The 22,489-nt window shown below is 43.7% G+C and carries 16 protein-coding genes; 4 read left to right on the top strand and 12 right to left on the bottom strand.

Annotation, left to right across the window (positions count from 1 at the left end; genetic code table 11):
* Nucleotides 1–230: 230 nt before the first annotated feature.
* Together AC58QG_RS15495 and AC58QG_RS15490 are read right to left on the bottom strand one after the other, a co-directional pair.
* Complete coding sequence (locus tag AC58QG_RS15495; protein WP_497363019.1) at nucleotides 231–2,537, bottom strand: helix-turn-helix domain-containing protein; 2,307 nt, start codon at nucleotides 2,535–2,537, stop codon at nucleotides 231–233.
* Nucleotides 2,538–2,853: 316 nt separating this feature from the next.
* A complete protein-coding gene (locus AC58QG_RS15490; RefSeq protein WP_497363018.1) occupies nucleotides 2,854–3,150 on the bottom strand; it encodes a hypothetical protein in 297 nt (98 codons plus the stop codon).
* Nucleotides 3,151–3,220: 70 nt separating this feature from the next.
* Here AC58QG_RS15490 and AC58QG_RS15485 point away from each other — a divergent pair, with 70 nt between their 5' ends.
* The gene (locus AC58QG_RS15485) at nucleotides 3,221–4,012 is read left to right on the top strand and encodes a response regulator (RefSeq protein ID WP_497363455.1); all 792 of its coding nucleotides are present in this window, start codon (nucleotides 3,221–3,223) and stop codon (nucleotides 4,010–4,012) included.
* A 26-nt stretch (nucleotides 4,013–4,038) separates the two neighbouring features.
* On the top strand, nucleotides 4,039–4,521 hold the full coding sequence (locus tag AC58QG_RS15480; protein WP_497363017.1) for a helix-turn-helix transcriptional regulator: 483 nt from the start codon (nucleotides 4,039–4,041) through the stop codon (nucleotides 4,519–4,521).
* A gap of 79 nt (nucleotides 4,522–4,600) precedes the next feature.
* Here the strand turns inward: AC58QG_RS15480 and AC58QG_RS15475 are convergent, their stop codons facing one another.
* The 5 genes from AC58QG_RS15475 to AC58QG_RS15455 form a co-directional block, all read right to left on the bottom strand.
* On the bottom strand, nucleotides 4,601–5,773 hold the full coding sequence (locus tag AC58QG_RS15475) for a YibE/F family protein (protein WP_497363016.1): 1,173 nt from the start codon (nucleotides 5,771–5,773) through the stop codon (nucleotides 4,601–4,603).
* A 75-nt stretch (nucleotides 5,774–5,848) separates the two neighbouring features.
* On the bottom strand, nucleotides 5,849–6,973 hold the full coding sequence (locus AC58QG_RS15470) for a HupE/UreJ family protein (protein WP_497363015.1): 1,125 nt from the start codon (nucleotides 6,971–6,973) through the stop codon (nucleotides 5,849–5,851).
* An 85-nt stretch (nucleotides 6,974–7,058) separates the two neighbouring features.
* Nucleotides 7,059–8,933: an S-layer homology domain-containing protein gene (locus AC58QG_RS15465; RefSeq protein ID WP_497363014.1), complete on the bottom strand. Its 1,875-nt coding sequence runs from the start codon at nucleotides 8,931–8,933 to the stop codon at nucleotides 7,059–7,061.
* 95 nt (nucleotides 8,934–9,028) lie between these two features.
* Entirely contained in the window at nucleotides 9,029–10,942 is a 1,914-nt protein-coding gene (locus tag AC58QG_RS15460; RefSeq protein ID WP_497363013.1) for a fibronectin type III domain-containing protein, read from the bottom strand.
* A gap of 160 nt (nucleotides 10,943–11,102) precedes the next feature.
* Entirely contained in the window at nucleotides 11,103–12,176 is a 1,074-nt protein-coding gene (locus AC58QG_RS15455; protein ID WP_497363012.1) for a HupE/UreJ family protein, read from the bottom strand.
* Between the two features lie 356 nt (nucleotides 12,177–12,532).
* Between AC58QG_RS15455 and AC58QG_RS15450 the strand changes: the two genes are divergently transcribed.
* Nucleotides 12,533–12,829 (top strand): hypothetical protein, encoded by a 297-nt coding sequence (locus tag AC58QG_RS15450; RefSeq protein WP_497363011.1) that lies wholly within the window; start codon nucleotides 12,533–12,535, stop codon nucleotides 12,827–12,829.
* 105 nt (nucleotides 12,830–12,934) lie between these two features.
* On the opposite strand, the gene AC58QG_RS15445 is transcribed toward AC58QG_RS15450, so the two are convergent.
* The gene (locus AC58QG_RS15445) at nucleotides 12,935–13,306 is read right to left on the bottom strand and encodes a winged helix-turn-helix transcriptional regulator (protein ID WP_497363010.1); all 372 of its coding nucleotides are present in this window, start codon (nucleotides 13,304–13,306) and stop codon (nucleotides 12,935–12,937) included.
* Between the two features lie 128 nt (nucleotides 13,307–13,434).
* Here AC58QG_RS15445 and AC58QG_RS15440 point away from each other — a divergent pair, with 128 nt between their 5' ends.
* Entirely contained in the window at nucleotides 13,435–14,616 is a 1,182-nt protein-coding gene (locus AC58QG_RS15440; RefSeq protein WP_497363009.1) for an MFS transporter, read from the top strand.
* 124 nt (nucleotides 14,617–14,740) lie between these two features.
* Here the strand turns inward: AC58QG_RS15440 and AC58QG_RS15435 are convergent, their stop codons facing one another.
* The 4 genes from AC58QG_RS15435 to AC58QG_RS15420 form a co-directional block, all read right to left on the bottom strand.
* On the bottom strand, nucleotides 14,741–16,942 hold the full coding sequence (locus AC58QG_RS15435; protein ID WP_497363008.1) for a rhamnogalacturonan lyase: 2,202 nt from the start codon (nucleotides 16,940–16,942) through the stop codon (nucleotides 14,741–14,743).
* 314 nt (nucleotides 16,943–17,256) lie between these two features.
* Complete coding sequence (locus tag AC58QG_RS15430) at nucleotides 17,257–17,388, bottom strand: hypothetical protein (protein ID WP_497363007.1); 132 nt, start codon at nucleotides 17,386–17,388, stop codon at nucleotides 17,257–17,259.
* 163 nt (nucleotides 17,389–17,551) lie between these two features.
* Complete coding sequence (locus tag AC58QG_RS15425) at nucleotides 17,552–19,942, bottom strand: glycoside hydrolase family 95 protein (RefSeq protein ID WP_497363006.1); 2,391 nt, start codon at nucleotides 19,940–19,942, stop codon at nucleotides 17,552–17,554.
* A gap of 199 nt (nucleotides 19,943–20,141) precedes the next feature.
* On the bottom strand, nucleotides 20,142–22,445 hold the full coding sequence (locus AC58QG_RS15420) for a glycoside hydrolase family 2 TIM barrel-domain containing protein (RefSeq protein ID WP_497363005.1): 2,304 nt from the start codon (nucleotides 22,443–22,445) through the stop codon (nucleotides 20,142–20,144).
* Nucleotides 22,446–22,489: the final 44 nt, after the last annotated feature.

Below are 22,489 nucleotides of genomic sequence, written 5' to 3'. Positions count from 1 at the left end.
ATAACTGGAGGAAATCCAGTTATTTTGTGAAATACCATGATTTCGTTTGAATTACCTGCAGAAAATCCAGTTATTCGCTTGGCCACGATGCCAAGTTCCTACTGCCGATGCCTGTGTCAGCGCTTTGCCTCACGCCAAAACCCACGCTGATCGCAATTAAATAAGGGTAAGCTTCGCTTACCCCCCAAAAAACATTTAAATTCTTTTCGCCGCTTCTACAAGTGCATGATCTATGAAAGTGGAATCATCGTCTCCTTCACTGATTTACGATACGAGGTGGCGCTTAACCCATGGATTCGTTTGAAAGCTCGACAAAATGTATTGAAGGAAGCATACCCTGTTTGTGCAGCAATATCATTGATCGACTGGGTTGTGCTGGTTAACAGTCTTCGAGTCTCTTCCATCCGTTTGGCCTCCAAATAATCGGAAAAATGGTGGCCAGATTGTTCTTTGAATAATAACGAAACATTCATTTCAGACAGTTCAAAGGCATCCGCGACCACGGCCAGACACATATCTGGACTATTATAATGCTTATTCACATAGGTCAAAATATCCTGTTTCAGCTTGTTGTTACGGCCCTTTTTGCGCTGGTCAACAAAGGTGCACAAATCAATAAACAATTCCCGCAGCACACCAAACATGTTCTCGTACTCGTCATAATTGTCCGGGGGCCCGGAGTCAAGCAGCGAAACCCATTGCTGCCGAACCCCAGATTCCGCAAGTAAATCTGTTTCACTTAACTTAGCGACTGTCCCCAACATGTCATAGTAGAGGACTCTCAGCATCACTTGAGACAATTGCCTATCCACGAAATTCGCTTGATACATTTGATCCAAAATACGTCTGGCATCATCGGCACTTCCGGATTGCGTCACATGAATTAGCCTGACTTCCCATTCTCCTGGATAAAAAGGCATATTGGATTCCTGAGGCAGCTCGGCGTACCAAGCAGCCATTCGCTCCTTGGTAAAAGTCGCGTGCTGTAAAGCAAATTTGGCTTCTTCATTAGAACGGGAGATATCCGTAAGAACCGCATAACTGCCACCTATTCCCCAGTAGAGACTCCGGGAAAAGTTCCTGTCTATGACCTCATTTATTGTCTGAATGATAGACGTAATTTTTTTTGCGATCCTAGATGGGGCATCCTCTGGTACAACAAAAAGCACGGCAATACGCTTGTCAGTTGTTGCATGCACAAAACCGTTGCTGCCTATCAGATTTTCCAATGTTTCTTGAAGATCAGCTCTACTACCGTTTCCATGGCTTGAATCCATACTTGGTATCGTATCAAACAGTTCACCTAACTGAATCAAACCAACCGTGTACGTATTCCCTTTCGTTGCCAATCCTTTTTCAGAAAATAGCATTTCCACGTCTTTCTCATGGCTGATCTCACCTTGGAGCAATCGGTTTAGATAGACGGATCGTAGCACGGGCAACTGCTTATTCACTTCATTTTTCAATTCATGATTCGTGAGGGATTGTTGAATAAAAGCCGCTTGAATCAGCTTAAACACATCTTTTGAGCGTATCTCAACATCCAGCCTTTGCAGCGTACCGATCAACGCCTTAATAGGACGACTGCTTTTGTAAGCCAACAAATAGGCAAATAAGATGCCCAACAACAGGATCACCGCGGTCACATATCCCGTCCACTTTCGAATATAGTTGACCTTCCCGAGTACAATATCCGAAGGCTGTGCCACAACATAGGACCACCCATTATTCCTAGAAGTTGTATGTGTAACCATCATCTGTTTGGAATCTATTTTTTCTTCCGATATGCCTCTCTGGCCCTGAGTAGAAATGGTCTGCAACTTCCCGTCTTCTTGGGAGACAGCATTGTAGGAGCTAATTACATGGCCTTTTTCATCGGCAATATAAGCCCATCCTCCCTGCGAAAAGTCGAATTCCTTTAGAAGTTCTTGAATTTTCCTGTTATCGATGAAACCAATGACAACCCCTTGCGAGAAACCAGGGTACCCCATGCTTTGCGCAAACGTCACAAACGAATATGACTTCCCTTGATATTTCGCTTCCTGAGCGGGAAAGAAAGTAGATTCGTGATAAGATCCAAGCATCTGATCCAGCCATTGTTCGTACGAAACTTGATTGAACGACATCATATCCTCGTAAAAGGCATTCGACGTGTAGGTGAAATCCTTGGACAATACGAGATCGCTATTTTTGTACAAGACAAAGTATGTAAATAAAAAATCACTGTTTAACTGATAATTGCTCAGTTCATTGCGCGTATCCACGATGCGGTTGACATTTGCCCCACTAAACGGGTTGACCATTTGTTGAAAGTGAGCGATCTTGGGATTGGAGACAATTTGATGGCTGATCAACTTCATTTCCGATAATCTGCCCTCAATTATACGCATACTCTGGTCTAGTAATTTCAAGTTAGCAGAAGTAACTTCTTGCTCGGACACACGTACTGACTTCGTAAAGATAATGCCACCTAAACTAATCGGAATAGCTAATATGAGCAAATATGGGATCAAAAAGCGCAAAATAATACGATTCATCTAACTCCCCCTATATGACGGCAAATAAAGAGAGACAAACATGAGTTTCGTATCCGGTGATCCGGTCAACTTTTTTCATTTTATCCCCATAAGTTTACTTGGTTTTATTGAAAAATTTTAACATCCGTTTTGCTTGCATGTCAACAATAAAAGGATTCTTGAATTATGCTCATTTAGCCAAAGCTTACATGGATATGATTCTAACCCACTGACCGTTACTTGTCAGTGGGTATTCTGATTTTCAACGGATGGCGAACAATACCAATGTGGATGCATTACATCAGCGGTCACGCCAAACTGAAACCGTCGCATTATCTCAAGAATTCCGACTTGAAATAATTCGGCTCTCTAGCGTAACTTTCTTCGGAATATTATCTTGTGTATTCAAAATTTTCATGGCATATTGAATAGCATCTTTTCCACCTGTCGGATAAGTAAAAGTCCCTGCTAAGATCCCGTTATTCACTAGTTGGATACCTCCCTCAGAGCCCGGAAGCCCATCAATCCCCACATATTTAACATTATTAATTCTTAATTTTGATGCTGCAAGATAGGCACCAAATGCCATATCATCATTATGAGCAAAGATGACATCTATTTGCGGATAAGTCACGAATCGCTGTTTGAGTTGATCCTCCGCTTTATCCCGCAGCAGCCATAGAGCTGAAACAACCGCACCTCTTATTTACGGACATTCACATGCCTCACTGGAATTAATTCGCGAAACTGCCAAACTCTCACCGGATACATTTATTGTCATGATTAGTGGGTATAATGAATTTGATTATGTGAAAACAGCTATCCAGTGTGGAGCCAAGGATTATTTGCTCAAACCCGTTAATAGTGGAAATATACAGGAAATTTTAGAACGCATTGCGATCGATTTGGATAAGAAATACGAATCTCACTTAAGGACTTACATACAGCAACAACTATTTGAACAACCCAAAACCTATGTATCAAGAATATCTAGTGAAGATAGGACACAGTCGATAGACAGCACTATTAATTTTCATATTCAACAGTATTATCCCATCTACATTCATCTTGGACAGCTTTCTATTCATTCCCACTCCTTAGAAGAAATATCACTCTACCAAGAACTTTGGGAAAGAGCCAGTATCAATGACCCAAATGATAACGAGGCTTGGAACATTGAAGTTGACTGGTACTTCGAACCCAAACATACATTCGGTAAATTTCTAGTCATCCCGAAAGGTGCAGTTCTGAATCAAGACATTTCTTCAATCGTTCAGTATCTTCAACAAACTATGCAAGAAAGTTTGTCCCCTTTCCCTGTTAACATGGTATATGTGAAGGATGCTATCCATTTGCATGAGCTAGGAGACTGGAGCCGTGAGCTTATCAATCATTTGAATAAAATATACGTAACGGAACTACTAAACATTTATTTCAGGCACTTTCCGAATGGTTCTTTCAGAAAGACCAATACCGCTATCCGCAAAGAACCGTAGAGCGACATCTACTAAAGCTCATTGCTTTGTTTCATGAAAATAATGCATTAACCTCCGACCAGGAACCATCCCACATTGAATTTGAGATTATAAGCAAAATTCCATTCGCTATCAATTGGTCAGCCTATTGGCATAACATCTGGCCACTTCTGGAAAGCATGCTGACCAATACTGAGCAAGAAATCGATGGTGGACAAGAACTTACTAACCGAATCGAATTATATCTCAAAGACCATTACACAGCTACATTAAACCTTGAAGATATTTCTGCAAAATTCAACTTTAGTGCCTCTTGTTTAACGAAAATATATAAAAAATATAAAGGGACAGCTCCATTGAAATATTTAATCTCTCTTCGCATTGAAGAAGCCAAACGATTAATTGCCGAGCATCCTGAGCTGAGTTTCAAGGAAATTGGTATGCAGGTTGGGTATGCAGACCAGAATTATTTCAGTCGCATATTTAAAAATACAACAGGAAATAATCCTTCCTACTATCGAGGAAATTAGAGTGAATAAACAATGAAAGAAACAAGAAACCCGACTTTGTCCAGTTGGAAAAAGTCGGATTTCCCCTAAGGCATAGCCATTATTCAACTACTGAACCAATACTTTCTTTCTTCTCAAAATTAGGAATTATCCGTGAGGAAATAAAAGCGACAATTGGTACAGTAAGGACAACCCCAAAACATCCGGTTATTCCTTGAATTACTTCGATGGTTATCATATTCATGTTCATTAATTGATTACTGGATACCTGTGAAACATAAATTATCATTAGAGAAGCTAGTGTAGTTCCTGTAAAGGCAAGAATCAGGGTATTAGCCATTGTTCCCATCATATCGCGTCCGACATTAATCCCGGAAATAAACAGTTCCTTCTTGCTAAGATTAGGATTTGTTACATACACTTCATAAACGGATGAAGCAATGGCAATGCCTACGTCAATAATGGCACCAAGCGAAGAAAGTAAAATCCCGGCAAACAGCAGCCCCTTAAGCTGCATACCGGTTTGATCGGCAACAACAATTAAAACTTCGACTTCTGGTGTACTATACCCTGAAATATGAGCTAAATTACCGGCTATGTAAGCAACGAGTCCCGCGATGATCATCCCAACTGTCGTTCCGATTATGGCAGCGACAGATTTCGAGCTCCAACCGTTCAATAATAGCAAGGTAACACAAGTTGTCAGGATAACAATCAGTACAGATGCAAGTATTGGAGAATACCCCCTATATAGCATGGGGATAAACAAGTAAACAATACAAGCAAAAGTAAATACGATACCTGCCACCGACATCAAGCCTCTTTTTCCGCCAAGCCACCACAAAGTAGCAAAAAAAAGTAGAGTTAATGTTAATAAGAGTGGAGCTCGATAATAGCTGTACACGCTAACTAGATAGTTTTGAGCATCTGCTGTGTCGACACTCACGATAAGCGTTTGTCCAGCTTTTGCAATAACGTTTAAATATATACTCACATTGTTAGTAATGGTATGAACGGTACCTTTATGCTCTCCGGAAAGAATTTTAACCTCGAGCTCCTGCGACCCAGAATATAAATCTCCTCTTGTTGAATCCTTTACTAACTCCTCATTTAGTACCTTCAATACCTTTGCTTTTTCATATTTTGTATAGGATGTATCACCATGCTCATTATACTTAGCTTCAGGACTGAGATGAAAGAAGTACATAAATAGACTTACGAGCAACAAAAATAGTACGAAAAGAACAACTCTTACTTTCTTTGATTTAAGCATTTGAATCCTCCAAATTAGTAGATCTGTAGTAGTACGCCGATTCTATAAAATGCTTGTTTCAGAGGTTTTCCTTCCTTAAATAGTCATTACCCGTTCCAGCAGCCAAATGGCTCCTAAAACAAGTGCTGCACTTGAACAGGCGACTACGATACGTCTTGCATATTTATAACGGTGCATGAAATAGAGCAGCGGCACAAGCAATCCGACGATTAAGATCTGGACCGTTTCAATTCCCAAGTTAAAGCTGATCAAATCAACGGCCAGCTCACTTCTTGGAATATTCATTTCCTTCAATATGTCGGCAAATCCCATGCCGTGAATAAGCCCGAACACAAAGGTCAGCACCCAGCGATGGCTAACCGAGGGACGCCTGATATTATCAATTGCGACATAACAAATACTAAGCGCGATGGCAGGCTCAACAATCATAGGGGATACATTTATTACTCCCAGAACCGTTAAAGTTAGGGTGCAGCTGTGAGCAATTGTAAAAGCAGTAATCATAGTCGCATACTGTTTAAGTGTTTGGCGTGCTATCAGCAGTGAAAACAAGAAGAGCAAATGGTCATAACCACCCAATATATGGCTCATACCAAGTTTAAAAAAGGAAAACCAACCGTCTATCGAATTTGTATGCTCGTATTCAACATCCTTGTCCGTCACTGCCATGTTCCATGTACGGAAATTACCGGATAGAGCTTCTGTGCTTTTCTGGTCTCCGTGTTTGATCGTTAACAGGTTGACGTAATTCGTTTTCGCATCATTCGTGTAAAGATTATCGATTAAGGATACAGTCATCGAAGGCGATGCCGGAGGATATACGGCTTTCAAGACCAGCTTTGTTACGTCTCCTTGCTGTTCAAGCCCTAAGCTTTCCACCTGGGTCCAAGCCTTCGGTTCCCCGTTGATTGTAAAGGTTAGATTCTCTTGTAATGTGGCTTCCATCCGTTCTTTCACAGCGCTGAACTCATCTTGATCCAGCTTGTTATCTGAATTGACATCACCTTTCATTAGCTCTATGACAGATAATTCGTCCAGCGAGTAGATCATCTCGGTTTGTGATGGGGTCAGAGTCAGCGTAGTGTACCCAGCACTATAAGCATGTGCATAAGCTGCTTGCGTGAAAGGAAACACCATCGCAGATGTCAGAGCCAATAAGCACAATATCGCACGTATAACAGGAGCATTCATCTTGATCATATTTTTTCCTCCCGAATTTTCATATTAAAGACAAAAACCCTCCCCTATCTGCAATTAGAGGAGGATTCTGCCATTCCGTTTCTGCTTATTTATTTAGAAGTCGCTCAATGACAACGGCTGCTTGAGCACGTGTAGATGAATCATTTGGTTCAAAGTTATCATTGTAACCAACTACGATGTCTTGACTTGCGGCCAATGCAACGCCAGCTGCAAGAGATGAATTTATCGATGCACTGTCTTTAAATTTACTTAATAGTGTGTTAATGTCTGTCTCATTCTTGTAGCCTTTGACAGCCACGAGCGCATTCGAAGCAATTGTCGCCATTTCCGCTCTGCTAATTTTTTCATTTGGTGCAAATTGTTCAGCTGAACGCCCATGGATGATTCCTGCCTTTGCAGCAGAAGCAACTACGAGCTTAAACCAATCCCCGTCGTTTACATCACTGAAGGATTCGGTAGCTGTATCATCTTCTAAATGAAAAGCTTTTACAATCATCGCAGCAAATTCTGCGCGTGTCACTTCAGCATTTGGCACAAATTCGCCCTCGCTGCGGCCCTGTACGATTCCTTGGGCAGCTGCGATGCCAATCGATTTACCTGCCCAATCTTGAACGTCTGCGATATCTTTAAAATTCACTTTGTTCTCAAAAATGGCATAAGTAGAAAATGATTTGCGTTGGCCTTCGGAGTAATTGCCTTCTGCGTCATAACGACCGCCATAAAACTCCAATTTACCGTCGATTATTTTGGCTAGAGAGAATAGATCTGAATTTAATCCTTGCACCGTAATCGGCAATTTGATGATGACAGGTTTCGTAAAGGTCGCGTTTGTGCCTGAGCTATTGATAAACTCAAAATTGTATACATCTGATGCTATTTTTAAGTTTGTAACTAAGTTTACTGCTGGTTGTTTTTTAATAGTTAGCGTAGTAATTCCGGTAAATTGATCTACATCAACTGCTAAGGAAACGCCATTTATTTTAAACGAGATCGCATCAATTCCGGCTTCTTGGGCTTTAGTTATTAGATCAGCAATAATTGAGATCTTTGCATTATTCACAGTTTGTGCGCCTAGATCAAGTGTTGCGGTTACTTTAGCTTGTGCATTTGGATCGAGTGCTTTTAATTTATCATTCATGATCGCTGCTTGATCCTTAATTGTTTGGAACAAATCTGTGAATGCATTGGCATTTAATTCAACCTTGGCTGTATCGCCATCAATTTTAACCGAACCGGAAATATCCAATGTCGATTGTTGTTCTATAGCCTTCTCAACCACATTGATTGCATTTTTAAGGGCTGTTTGGGCATTACCCCCATTGTTTTTGTTGGCTACTAGCTCATTTAGTTTTTGGTCGGCATTTTTAGCAATTAAAGCGAGCTCTTGTGGGTCAATTGCTGTTACAGGGGGAGTAGATGGTGCTGATGTCCAAGGACCTCCTGAGGAGCTAGGTGGCGTGTTAGGCTGGTTTCCCGCACCTTCCCTGTTTACATTTAGAACAAGATTAGGATGTATACTTTCTTTTGTTGCCCCACCATTTTCGGTAGACGTTGTTATATTGGTTTCTTTCATCGTTACTTTTGCAGGATCATTTCCAGTATAATTAAATGTCACATTGCAGATGGTGACTTTTCCATTGTAACTATTTTTGTTATCGAAAAAGCCAAAATAATGTACTCCGTCTTTTTCTTTGTCCACTTTATTATTGCTGGTAATGACACTTGTGTACGCAACCGATTTAATTTGTATATTACCTTCAAGCCCTAAACCAAATTCCGCACCGCTAAACATCGCGTTGTTCGTAACAATGATACCCACTGAAAACTCATTTGAATTGGTACCGACAGTAACACTTGGCTGCGAAAATTCTACACTTTGAAGGTTAGTAGCTGCGAATGCAGTTATTTGCAAGGATAGTATAGATATAAGAACGAAGATCGCCATAAATTTCATTTTCATTTCTAAAAGGCACCTCTCTAGTTTAAAATCCAGGAAAAGGCCATGAAGCCTTTTCCTGTAAAGGTATATCAATGAAATATTCAGGGTATCAATGGTTATTCAAGAATCTGCCTTAAGATTGAAGTGAAGTCAGTAATATCTACAACATTATCTAAATTGATATCTGCAAACTTAGCAACATTCCAGTTTGCATCTTGTGAAGTAGCTCTGTAATACTCTAGAGCTTTTGACAAGTCGGATGGCGTTAATAGACCGTCCTTATTAAAATCGTAATAGCTGATAACGGAGCCTGTCTTTCCAGTGATCGTAGATTTAGTATCCTTATTTAACCCAATTGAAGAAGTAAATGAGCTAACGAGATTTAAATCTGCTGACGCCACTTTCTGCGGTCCTGGAACTAGCTCAAAGGTAAGTTTAACAACATCTGTGGTTGCAATTGTCGAGATAGCTGTTGTTAAGCCTGCCACAACCCTAACTGTGTTACCTTCTAATTTGCTGTCAATTACTCCAGCATTAGGAGATACTAGCTCAGCTTTCTTAAATTTGATTCTTGTGCTGTCAAAGCCGAAAGTTGCATCTACTGTGTTTACGTTATTGCCATTAGTGAGTGCATAGTAGTATTCAAAGGTCGATGGATGAACATCTTGCGTTTGTTTAGAATATACTTTTGCTTCTGTATCTTTAACCAATCCATAGGAATCCACCACTTCCATTGTATCGGTTCTAAACGTTTTGACCGTAACACTGGTAGGAGTTACATCAATAGTAGAGAAGGTTGGAACACGAAGTTGGCTTCTAACAGCTGAATATACTTCCGGCGTTGTCTGTAGGGAATAATACTTACTACCGCTTGATGAGTTGGCTGTGATGTAAGTAGAGCCTGTAGGGTTAACATCTCTTCCTTGACTGTCAACAAGCTGGTTTTTTTGCGGTTTGTCGCCTTTCATAACAAACGTTCTGACATAAGAGTGGTCATGTCCCATGAAGATCATGTCGATATTCAGTTCATCAAACGTTGGGAAAAGGCCTGCTCGCAAATTTGTAATAGAAGACTCTATAGAATGAGTGCCCGCTCCATAAATATCATGGTGAAAAGAGACAAACTTCCATTTGGCATTTGGAACTGCAGCAACTGTTTCTTTCATAAATTGCACATGTGCCGCTGCGCTGCTGTTATTTGTATTCAGTACCATAAACAAAGAATCACCTTTGGTGTAATAATAGTCGCCGGGGCTAACCGTCGTGGCACCTAAAGTAGACTGATTCGGCTGATTAAAATGATAAGAATAATTCGCACTGCCATCGTGGTTGCCAACAACAGTTGCTACAGGCAAGCTTCTAAGCACACTTGGACTTAGGAAAGCATCATACTGGGCTTCACTGTTATTCGTTTCCACCTGATCACCTGCAGACATAATAAAACTCATCTTAGGGAACATAGCGATTGCTTTATTCAGCGTGTTAGTCCAACCGTATGTATCATTGGTTACACTCCCTGATGAGCCGATTTGCGGATCCCCAACAAACATAACGCTGTAGTTGTATGGATCTTGTGTTGAATAGTAGTAAACCGGACTCCAGTTGGTGCCGTCTCCTACTCGGTAAGCATATTCCTGATTAGGTGTAAGATTTGTAATCGTTACTTTGTTAGAATAATAAACATTCGATGAAACTGTCGCTGCTTCGGAAGACGTTCCTGTGAAGGTAACTGAGTTAGAAGTGCTAGTAGGGAAATTACCGCCCACCACGAGCGCTTTATAAGTTACTTGGACTTTGGCAGCGACCGGATTTACGTTCGTATAATACGTTACATTCAATTCGGAATCATTCTTCCCCGGATTGAGCAAGATGTCTGAAATAGCAAAAGTACTTGCATCTGCACTGACGACTGAATTTAGTTTGAACTTATCTGCAAATCCAGAAGGCAGAAGAGAAATGACTAATAGAAGAGCTATGACTAGTACAGTAATTGTGGTAAAGCGCCTTTTAGGATTAAATAAAATAAACATAAATAAAATTACCACTCCTCTATCGTGTTGGTCCCCTCACCGCGCGGTTTAATATGAGAAGGTACTTAACCAAGCTTAATCTAGAATTGTAAAAAAAATTGGATCTTCACGTGTTTTAATTGTAAACAAAAAGTATACAGTTCAAGTTAACACCTGATAGCTACGCTAGATAGGCCCTAATAAAGCCTATCAATCCGAGTAATGAGAGTACCAACAAAATCGCAGGAATCGCCCATTTTATCCTGCGGAAATAATAGATGAGCGGATACAGAATCAGCACAGTCAACGCTAAACTGACATCAATACCCACATTATAAGCAATGAATGAGGGTACAGCGTGTTCTCCTTTGTTGCTCATTCCACTCAATACCTCAGCAAAACCAAAACCATGAATCAAGCTAAAACAGGATACTAACCATAAATTTGGTTCCTTGTTCTTGTTTAACAGACCGTTCAAGGCGACATATAGGATACTAAGTGCAATGACAGATTCTACAAATTTGTCCGGAAGCGCCAGGATATGCAGGCTGTCCAAAATCAACATCAGCGACTGAGCAGCAGCAAAAATTCCTACAAATACAAGGAGCTGCTTCATAGATTTCACGCCTAAAAGTAGACCCAATAGAAACAAAATATGCTCAAATCCAAGCAACAAACTTTCATAACCAAGCTGGAAAAATTCACTGATTGCATGCCCAAAGCTCATTTGACCTACTTGAACCTCACGGAGATTATTAACCAACACGGCATTTTGCTTTAGCTCACCAAGCGCTAAGGTTACATAATTGACATGCCATTCATCCATATCAAAAACCAATTCGTAGTCCAATTCAAAATGCTGAGGATTATTTCTAACGGGATACTCCAAAATCGCTTCAGCAAACGGCTGATTGTCCTTTTCAATATAGGTAAGCTGTGTCAGCTTTCCATTAAGCTGTAAATTATCAGCAAACAATTTGATTTGGGAGAGCAAATAGGCTTCCACTTCATCTTGAGAATTTCTAACAAATTGATTTAACACTTCAGGGGTTGAGAATTGTCTGTCCGGATCATCTTGTGTTGCCCCTGCACGCATGTCATACATATCGAGCTGCAATTTGTATGTAATGACGCCATCTTTCATTGAAATATCCGAGTAGGCTAGACTGTCACCGTCATGAGCAAATGTAACAGGAACCCATAAGACGAATAAAACTAACGATAATGCAAATAAACCAAACCATTTTTTAACCATTTCTATACCCTCCTGATCTGCTGCTACAAATACCTCTGCTAACGTCTGCTTAACACTATAAGCTCAATATGTTAGAGGAGAGTCGTAATCATATATATTTATTGTGAAGGAGTATATTTGTAAGTTCCCACAAGTAGACTTTCACCACCCTATTAGCCGCCATGCGTGACAAAAGCAAATAGCCCTACGATTTCTCGCAAGGCCAAAATCTTCCGTTTTTTATTCAGCTCCCACTTTATTTAAGAGCTTCTGCAGACTTCAAGCCAACTTCCATCACTTGGGATAGACAACTCTATGATACTCCCGTTATTTTGGTATCGAAGAACCCCTCCTCCACGTGTTGATCTAACCTTAATGTGATTTGCGTTCATGTATACTTCTACTTCCTCGTTGCTAATCGGAAGTTTACCCTTCATCCAAACAAACAAGTATTCCGCGCTAGTCACGGAGTCAGGATCGTCACCGACTTGCAGGGAGGCGTCAAAGCCATCATCGGCATCGTTCCGGAACCGGTTGCCATTCAACTGACCATAAAAGCTCAAAGCTATGATTTTACGGTCAAGCCCAATGAAGTTTATGGCATCGAGAACCATTGTGTAATTCGAATAAAACAAGTGGCATTTGACTATACTCCGGCTGGATCAACAACTTAAGCGATTGACAATTCTGGGATAGTAAACCAACTCAAAAAAAAGTCGATACTCCTTCGTAAAGGAATATCGACTTACTGATGCTATATGCAACAAGGAAAACCCTTGTTAAGAAGAAATGTTGGTCTTTCTGCTTACTTGCTGTGAATTCCCCCACTTTTCCACCCATTTATTCATTTCGTTCAGCGCAGTATGGAATTCGCATCCCTTTTCTGTTAATGAATATTCCACAGTTACAGGTACAGTAGGAAAGACTTGGCGTAGGACAAGACCATGATGTTCCAAATGGCGGAGTGTATCCGTAAGGGACTGCGTCTTAATCACAGCTACATTCCTTTGGAGAAGATTAAATCTCTGTGGCCCGCGAAGCAGTTCGTTCAGTACAAGAAACGCCCACTTGGCTCCAAGAATTTGCAATACTTCGCAGATGTCAGAACTACCCTTTTCCAAACTTGATTCGGAATTATTTTGCTCAGTCATCTGGCTTCCCCCTAACAAAAAGTAAGTTAGTCAAAATAGATGGATTATATCCCAATACTTTGCCTTCTTACAATATTATCGCAACCCTTCTATAATGACAATAACTCAAATGGAAGGGACTGACAGGAATGAATAAATGGACAATATACCTTCTAGCTCTAGGGGTATTTTTAACGGCTACTTCGGAGTTGGTTATCGCCGGAATCCTGCGTGTACTCGCAAATGACTTAAACGTTTCCATCGCCTTTGCGGGGCAATTGATCACGGCCTACTCGCTAGCCTTTGCCATTGGAACGCCTCTCCTGGTATCACTGACATCCCGCATGGGACGCAGAAAAGTGCTGTTAGGTGCGTTGGCAGCATTCATCATGGGATGCTTGCTCTCCTTCTGGAGTTCGGATATCTCCACCTTGATTGTGTCCCGCATTATTCTAGGTGTAAGTTCAGGCGTTTATATTGTCGCAGCATTCGGTGCGGCTGCCAAAATCGTTCCTCCCGAGAAGATAGGCAGTGCGATCAGCACGATCGTTCTCGGCTTCAGCAGCGCGATGATTTTGGGTGTGCCCATCGGCATAGCCATCACGAACTGGTTGAACTGGCAAGCTATTTTCTTGATTTTAGGACTGATAAGCCTGTTGATTACCTTCGTCATTTTCCGCTTGCTACCAGAGATCGAAGGGGACGCACCGATGTCATTCCGACAACAATTCAAAGTGCTGGGAAGTGCCGTAATCGTGAGCGGTTTGTTTCTTACCTTCTTTAGGGAATCAGGAAATTCGGTGTTGTTTACGTATTTAACCCCTTTTATGCAAGACATCCTTCACCTTAAAGCGTCCAACATCAGCATCGTCATGCTTGTTTTTGGTATATTTGGCGCAGTTGGTACCCGCTTGGGCGGTTACGGAATCGATCGATGGGGAGCTGCGCGCATCATAGCTTTCAGCACCATCGTGCTCGTTGTTGTTCTGGCCCTTCTGCCTCTGATTGCCGGGTCGACTCTCGTCGGTTTACTATTGATTTCAATCATGATGCTCTCTCTGTTCATGGCCGGTCCAGCGACTCAAACGTATTTCATTCAACAAGCGCCCCAATCTTCCAGTCTCGTTCTTAGCTTGAATACATCAATCATTCATTTAGGATTAGCGACAGGCGCCGGGGCGGGCGGAGCGATGATAAGCGCCAATTCCACCGTTCTCTACAATCCATGGATGGCAAGTTTTATTGTAGTGTTAGCACTAGTGTCTGCATTCATCAGTTTTTCAATGGGGAAAAAAAGGCTGAGCCATCTACAAAAATGCCAGACTTCGTAAAATAAAGTATTAGAATTTCCCCAAACAGCGTCAGCCATGGACGAAATAAGTCCTAGACTGACGCTGTTTTATTGAAAGCTCAACTAAAGTGATAGTACTTTAACTTCAATACCAGAGGATTTCGTTATCTACTTAACGATAGATCTGGAATTGGAACCTTGGACCAGTTCATATCTGTGCCCATATAGAAACTGGTGTAGCAGGGCTGGTTATACACCACATTCTGCCAGGCCACCCCTGTTCGGTACTGGGGATCTTGCATCAGGGTGTACAACTTCCGGTCCGTCACCTCCGTGCTCATGTAGATGCGGATGGCCGCGCTGTCCGCCGTGCGCACCACCAGTTCCTCCCGCCAGTCTCCGAACAGGTCCGCCACAAGGCACGGATTACCCTTAGTTCCGTTATTGGAGCGAGTGCCTTCGGCCGTTACCATCCGGCCCCGCTTCCAGTCCTCGATAGCCACTGGTTCGTCAAAGGTGCCGCTGATGTACTGGGTGGTCATGTCTGCTGCCCACTTGATGCTCATATTGGTGCCAGGGGACCTCTCATCCAGCATCTCGCCCTTGGCCGAGCGTAACCCCCGGGACGGCTCATGAGCCAGATGGCTTTCACTGCACCAGGTTTGCAGACCCGGCACCTCCGGCTCCACTTTGCCGATCATACCCCGGCCTACATCTTCCGTAGCAAAGGCACCGTACAGCACCTCTCCAGTAGCCGCATCCCGCAGGGTATATCCATACGGGCCATGAATGCCAGCCTCATGGACCATATAGATCTGGAGACCGTCCCGATCGGGATCAATGACCGCCACATGCAAGGCATCCCCGTGGCCTAGCTTGGCATATTCCCCAGGAGCCCCACTCTCCTCCGGCAGAATCCCCCCAGAGCTGTACAGGATGCTGCCGTCCTGGTCAATGGTTGCCGACCCATAGATGATTTCCTGGCAGCCATCCCCGTCCACGTCAGCGGTGGACATTGCATGTGCGCCCTGCTTAGCCAACCCTCCGAAGTCGGGGTCCCGGCCGTCCTGTAGATGGAGCGTATCCCGGAAGGGATTGTTCATGGTGACCCAGCCACTGTCGGTGTACCATATCTCCTTTAGCTCCTGCCCGTCCCAGCTGTACGCGACCATGGTCGCCCGGGTATAATACCCACGGGCAAACAACGCATAAGGCTTGCAGCCGTCTAGGTAGGCGACACCAGCCAGGAAGCGGTCCACCCGGTTCCCAGGCTCGATGCGGTTCCAGGAATAGTCCCCCCACATGAGTCCGTCGTCATGGCGTCCCGGCTTGTAGCGGACCGTCGTAAGCTCTTCCCCCGTTTCTCCATTGAAGACGCTGAGGTACTCAGGTCCTTTCAGAATAAACCCCTCGAATTGGCGCAGCTTATTGCGTTCGCTTCTTCCAGGTGCATACACATCTAGGAAATAATCCGCCAATCGCACCGCATCCTCCCGGGAGAGAGGATAGGCATACTTAGGAGCAATGCCGAAGCACTCTTCCAGCGTAGACGGCCAGTGCCCTGCCACCACCTCCTCATGCCTGTGCCAGCCCTGGAACATATCCACCACATGATTCGCATAATCGACACTGCTCATGCGGTAATCATCATTATGGCTGTATCCGGCCTCCACATCCTCTGACAGCAGTGTGATGAAGGCTTCGGAGAAGGGAGCGCCGTCCCGATACCGGATCACACGGGTGCCCGGCGCTGTCTTAAACATCAGCTCCGCCTTGCCGTCCCCGTCAAAATCATAGACCAGGAACTGGGTGTAATGGGCCCCAGCCCGAATATTGACCCCTAGATCGATACGGTACAAGAGGGTGCCGTTTTGCTTGTAACAGTCCAAATACACATTCCCCGTATAGCCTATATGGGAAACATCCTTGGAGTTGGACGGATCCCATTTGACGATATATTCATATTCCCCATCGCCGTCCACGTCGCCTACACTCATGTCATTGGCACTGTAGGTATAGGACTGACCCTTAGGCGTGATCCCGTCCGCCGGCTTCTGCAGCGGAATTTCCAGATAGGGGGTTTCCCACGGAAGAATTTCGGCGCTCCTGTCCTGTTCCTCCCCGTTAATCACTGCTGCTACCGAATAAGCCGATTCCCGTGTGCCGGCTTTATCTAGATAATTGGTGCTGTCGTCGATCTCCGCAACAAGCAAGCCGTTGCGGTACAAGCGGAAATCCGCACCAGTTAGGCCGCGGTCCGAAACACCTGTCACCTCCTGCCCTAAAAGCCGCCAGCTGATAAATATTCCCTCGCATGTACAGACTGCCGCCAGCCCCCGGTCCAAATACTCCATTTGCACGCTCATTCTAGATCCTCCTGTTAATCATTCATATTCATAATGACCCACACTGGTAACCATTTCCCACCCAAACCCTGAGGATGTCAAAGCTTCAAAAAGTCAGCATCTGTAGCGTACTTCCTCGGGTAACTTCCGGCAATGGGACATTTTTGATCGGACGGCTTCACGGAGTTATACATTTTTGAGCGGATAGCATAATCTTGCACGCGCTAGGCTAGAAAATAAAGACGAGGTATTTACTTTCGTCATACGATAAAAAAAGGAAAAGCCAACCAAAAAATCTGGTCGGCTAATTCGCCGGGTTGGCACCGATATATTGATTAAATTTCGTTAATAATTGAAACAGAAATAAAGATGATGACCGTAATCGTAATGAAAAAAATAGGAACATAAGAGATCAATAACCGATTAAACCAAGTTTTTTTCAGCGGAGTCACTACCTTTTTGCGCATGGTATGTTAACTACATTCATGAGGGCAAGAATATCCTTTGGATGTTATTCCCAGTTTATCATAGAACATTAATGAAATGACCTCAAAATTTAAACTGCGCTTCGGCTACGGTGACAAAATAAGTCGAACTCCCCCAGTCATCTCAGGGGAGTTCGACTTTGCCTCAAAAACGCGATTTCGGTACGATCTTATACATGGATCCCACAATCGTTGCGAACGTAATGCAACCTGAGTTTTCCGCTGAAGTAAATGCAATCTGCCTGCCGGCCTCATCTAACACCTGCACCGGTATTTGAGCATATATTGCACACAGTTCGCCGTTGTGAGATTCGATTCCCACTTCACTCAGACTGCCATTGTCCCAGCGCAGACTAACCGTGAACCCTCCGCGCGCACGCAACCCGCTTACAAAACCAGAAGCCCACGTTTCGGGAAGCGCTGGCAGCAAGTGCAGAAAACCTTTATGAGACTGCAGCAGCAATTCCGAAATGCCGGCTGTAGCGGCAAAATTGCCGTCGATTTGGAATGGCGGGTGTGCACCAAATAGATTGGCATAAACGCCGCCCCTCTGCGGTTTCCAGTTGTCCGTCTTTACGAGCTGCAACATGTTAGAGATGAGCCGCAGCGCGCGATCACCGTCTTGGAAACGGGCCCATAAGCCTATTTTCCAGCCGAGACTCCAGCCCGTCCCCTCGTCTCCGCGTCGCTCTAAAGACGTTCGTGCAGCCGCAAACAAATCGGGCGTTACCTCCTCGTTCATTTGGCGTCCCGGGTACACGCCGAACAAATGAGAGACGTGACGGTGATGCATGTCCTCATCCTTGAAATCCCGATACCATTCCTGAAGCTGGCCATGCCGTCCAGTTTGCAGTGGGAATAGCTTACTTCTTGCCAACTTGAGTTCCGATCTGAAATCCTCATCGACATGTAATACTTCAGCAGCCTCGAGGCAGTTCGTAAACAAATCCCAGATCAAAGATAAGTCCATCGTCGATGCTGTGCTTACAGCAGCTTTCTTACCGTCACTAGTCACAAATTTATGTTCGGGCGACGTGGAAGGGGCTGTGATCAGATGTCCATCCTGATCCTCAATGAGCCAATCCAAACAAAACAGAGCGGCCTCCTTCATGATGGGATAAGCCTTCTTGCTAAGATACGCTTTGTCTCTGCCAAACGCGTAATGTTCCCAGAGATGCTGGCAAAGCCAGACACCGCCCATTGGCCAATATGCCCAGACTGGGTCGCCATGTCCGTAATCGCCTACGGGTGCGCTTTGAGCCCAAATATCTGAGTTATGATGAGCCGTCCATCCACGGGCACCGTAATTAATCTCCGCGGTAGTCTTTCCGTTCACCGATAAATTGCCAATAAATTCGAGCAGTGGCCGATGGCATTCCGATAGATTGCTAGTTTCAGCGAGCCAATAGTTCATCTCCGTATTGATGTTCAAGGTATAATTGCTGCTCCACGGCGGTCTTGTCTCTTTATTCCATATGCCCTGCAGGTTAGCTGGCTGCGTTCCCTCGCGTGAGCTCGCGATCAGCAAATACCGGCCATATTGGAATAATAACTCAACTAAACCTGGATCCTTAGCCCCAAACTCGGTAATGCGTTGGTCGGTCGGCTGATCAATAGGACTTAGTGTCTCCCCTAAATGTATGCTGACTCGATCGAACAAGTTGCGATAATCGTCCACATGAGCGTCACGGAGCTCGTGATAAGTATGCTGTATAGCATCATCCAAGTAACCTTTCGCGATCGCTACTGGATCCTTGCCCTCTCTGCCGGGTGAACGCTGAAAGCCATTAAAGCTCGTCGCTGCACTAAAGTAAACCGTCACGCTAGTAGCTCCGCGAACATGCAGACCGGCCTGATCTGCATACATGGAACCGTCATCCAGAACAATAGCGAGTCGACCTTCAAAAGACATCGCCTCTCCATCCTCTTGCTCTTCGTATACGATAGGATGATCGACCCGATAATAGTTTGGCGCCACTTGCACCGGCGCTTTTCCACGAATGATCCATTGATCGTTCTCATGGACCATGCGAACACGCAGCTGGCTATCCAGACGCGCAGTAAAATTTAGCGCCCCAGCCTGGCTGGACTGCAAACGGACCGCAATAATCTGGTTGGGATGGGACGCGAATATCTCCCGTGTGTATTGAACATTGCCGACCTTATACGCGATGCGAGATACCCCTTCCTGCAAATCCAACTCCCGGCGATACGCATGCGCGACGTCCCCGTGATCAAATACAAGGGAGAGATCGCCTAATGGCAAATACGATTGTGTGTACGGGCCCATCATCTCCTTACACATTTGGTCGGCCTCCTCATACTTCTCTTCCGCTAAGAGACGACGCACCTCCGGCAACACTTCTTTGGAACGAGGGTTATTCCCATTCGTCGGTCCCCCCGACCATAGCGTATCTTCATTTAATTGTATTTTTTCTTTTTCGATTCCTCCGAAAATCATAGCGCCCATTCGACCGTTACCAATGGGCAGCGCGTCAGTCCATTCCTTTGCAGGACTTTGATATAACAACTTCATTTCAAATCATCCCTTCGATTTACTGATTCACCTTTATTGTAAGATGCGGGAACTGGAATATGAATGTATAAAAATATGAAGTATTTGCACAATAGTAAGCTATTTTCATGTTATGATTCCATTCATTCAACGATCCATGGTACAGCAACCTCAAAAGAATAGAGGCCGCGTGATCCGGCCTCTTTTTACATATAAACTATTAAACAACATTGATAACAAGATCAGCAGCATACATTCCTTCAGAGTACGCTGATAATACGACACGTCCCTTATCTCCAGTTAACCTGATAACTGTGCTGACACAGCCTCGATACATATGCATCCGATGATTGTCATAACTCTCACTTGAGCATAGATCACCATTGTCTACACCAACAATTTCGGCCGGTCCGGTTACCTTGAAAGTGACTTTTGAACTTTCACGAAAGACAGGGATTCCTTCCTTATCTTTTGCTCGAACCGTGAATAGCTTCTGATAACCTTCCTTTGCTTCCAAGCAGAAATTATCCGTTTCAAATGAAAGTCTCACAGCTGGGCCAGCTGTTGTTAATGTATATTGACACGTTTCTTCCCCATTACTAAATCCCCTCACAGTAATTGTCCCAGGTAAATAAGGCAGATAGCCTGTGATCATTCTGTTTGGATAAGCAGCTGGTTTTTGTACATAAAACTGTTTGCCGTTCAATTCTAAGGTCACTTCATCACAATTCGATGCAATCATATAAGGAATGACGGTTTTGTTAAACTGAGGGAAATTCCAATGGCTTGCATATCGTGGCGTATCCCAATGTTCTTTAACCCCTTCATCCTGCAACGAATAATCCAAGACGGCCAAATATACCATCGGTTTCTCTGACCAGTAGCTTTCGTAAAGATAAGAAAGCGGCTTACGCTCATTGTTCGTTGAGAATAGAGAGCCCGCCCACCCTTTGGCAGGATACCCCATCGATTCGCCAAGATAATCAATGCCTGTCCATAGCATACCGCCTATGACATAATCGTGCTTTTCCACATCCATCCAAGGGACTTCATCACTAAAGTTTTGCATTTGATCAGAATGGCCTCTAAAAAACTGGTATGTCTCCGATCCCAAAATTAATTTATCGGGCATGGCCTCATGAATTGCAGGGTACCATTGCTCCTGATAATTGCAGCTAAGCACATCTACATGCTCGGCAATCCTTCCGATACGCTCGATTCGATCTTCTAAATTATAGATTTCCGTATCACTTACTTCATCTACAAATTGTTGAATATCCTTCACTTGAGATAGATCGACATTGCTATCATATTTAAAATGCGGGTTCATGGCATAAGAAATCGGTCTGGTATCGTCGAGGGTTAGCAGATGATCTTTCAACATTTTTAAAATCTTAATCATGGATGCCTGCCCTTGATTTTCAACTTCGTTCCCAACACCCCATATAAAAATGCACGGATGGTTTCGATCTCTTTTCACCATACATGCTAGGTCATTCTGCCATTCCGTCTCAAAATATCTTCTATATGAACCTCCGGTCCACTTGTCGAATGGCTCTTCATAAACGAGCAGTCCCAGTTCATCACATAGATCCAGAATTTCAGATGCAGGCATGTGGTGAGCCGTACGAATGGCATTGCATCCCATCGCTTTGAATTTGACAAACCTCTCTCTCCAAATTTCCGGAGGTGCAGCAATTCCTAGACAGCTTGCATCTTGGTGAATACATAATCCCTTGATCTTCGTCAATTCACCGTTGATAAACATCCCTTTACCGGCAATCATCTCGATTTCTCGAACGCCAATTCGCAATCCATATGTATCAACGAGTTGCTCATCATCAAAAAGAGATAACTCCAAATGGTACAAATGCGGCTGCTCAGGGCTCCACAGCTTTACATTTGGTATCTCAATACGGATTATTCCGTTGTCTGATTCGGCAGCGATGAGCATATTTTCATCAGAAATACATGCTTTTACTAAGGAAGAAACTCCTGTTGCAATGGTAACGATGCCCGCATCCCCATGAATGGCTGTTTTCACCTGAATTTCTTCCGGTTTAAAATAATTCTCATTTAATTCAAGCAACTTAACGGTTCTGTAAATACCTGCCCCTGAATACCATCTGTCGGCCGGAAAGGAAGTGTTATCCACCTTAACCTGGATCAGATTACTCCCTTCATGAATGTAGTCCGTTATATCCAGAGTAAACCTGGAATATCCATACTTTTGCCCGCCGACTTCTTTACCGTTGACCCATACCGTACTATTTTCATAAACGCCGTCAAACTGTAGCTGGTATACATATCCAACTTTGATCTCTTTTATAGCAATATTTCTTCTATACCAACCAATCCCCCATCGGTCTCTAAATCCTTGAGCTTCAGCCTGTTTCATTGTTCGATTTATAGGGGCATTAATGGCCCAGTCATGAGGCAAATTAATCGGCTTGAAGTTTTGATCTTCGGGATCTTTTAAAGTAAATTCCCAACCAGTCATCAGGTTTGTTTCCACTCGGGTCATGTTCTTTACATCCTCTCATTGACTACATAGTTCGTTTAATGAAT

Source organism: Paenibacillus sp. J22P169 (assembly GCF_059691995.1).
The sequence above is the reverse complement of the archived record's forward strand: the minus strand, read 5'-3'. Positions and strand labels throughout refer to the sequence as shown.

What these genes read in the sequence shown, in the direction of transcription:
- AC58QG_RS15475 (WP_497363016.1), bottom strand. Translation starts at nt 5,773, where the DNA reads ATGCTTAAATCAAAGAAAGTAAGAGTTGTTCTTTTCGTACTATTTTTG.
- AC58QG_RS15430 (WP_497363007.1), bottom strand. Translation starts at nt 17,388, where the DNA reads ATGCGCAAAAAGGTAGTGACTCCGCTGAAAAAAACTTGGTTTAATCGG.
- AC58QG_RS15420 (WP_497363005.1), bottom strand. Translation starts at nt 22,445, where the DNA reads ATGACCCGAGTGGAAACAAACCTGATGACTGGTTGGGAATTTACTTTA.
- AC58QG_RS15455 (WP_497363012.1), bottom strand. Translation starts at nt 12,176, where the DNA reads ATGGTTAAAAAATGGTTTGGTTTATTTGCATTATCGTTAGTTTTATTC.
- AC58QG_RS15425 (WP_497363006.1), bottom strand. Translation starts at nt 19,942, where the DNA reads ATGAAGTTGTTATATCAAAGTCCTGCAAAGGAATGGACTGACGCGCTG.
- AC58QG_RS15465 (WP_497363014.1), bottom strand. Translation starts at nt 8,933, where the DNA reads ATGAAAATGAAATTTATGGCGATCTTCGTTCTTATATCTATACTATCC.
- AC58QG_RS15445 (WP_497363010.1), bottom strand. Translation starts at nt 13,306, where the DNA reads ATGACTGAGCAAAATAATTCCGAATCAAGTTTGGAAAAGGGTAGTTCT.
- AC58QG_RS15440 (WP_497363009.1), top strand. Translation starts at nt 13,435, where the DNA reads ATGAATAAATGGACAATATACCTTCTAGCTCTAGGGGTATTTTTAACG.
- AC58QG_RS15495 (WP_497363019.1), bottom strand. Translation starts at nt 2,537, where the DNA reads ATGAATCGTATTATTTTGCGCTTTTTGATCCCATATTTGCTCATATTA.
- AC58QG_RS15460 (WP_497363013.1), bottom strand. Translation starts at nt 10,942, where the DNA reads ATGTTTATTTTATTTAATCCTAAAAGGCGCTTTACCACAATTACTGTA.
- AC58QG_RS15435 (WP_497363008.1), bottom strand. Translation starts at nt 16,942, where the DNA reads ATGAGCGTGCAAATGGAGTATTTGGACCGGGGGCTGGCGGCAGTCTGT.
- AC58QG_RS15470 (WP_497363015.1), bottom strand. Translation starts at nt 6,973, where the DNA reads ATGATCAAGATGAATGCTCCTGTTATACGTGCGATATTGTGCTTATTG.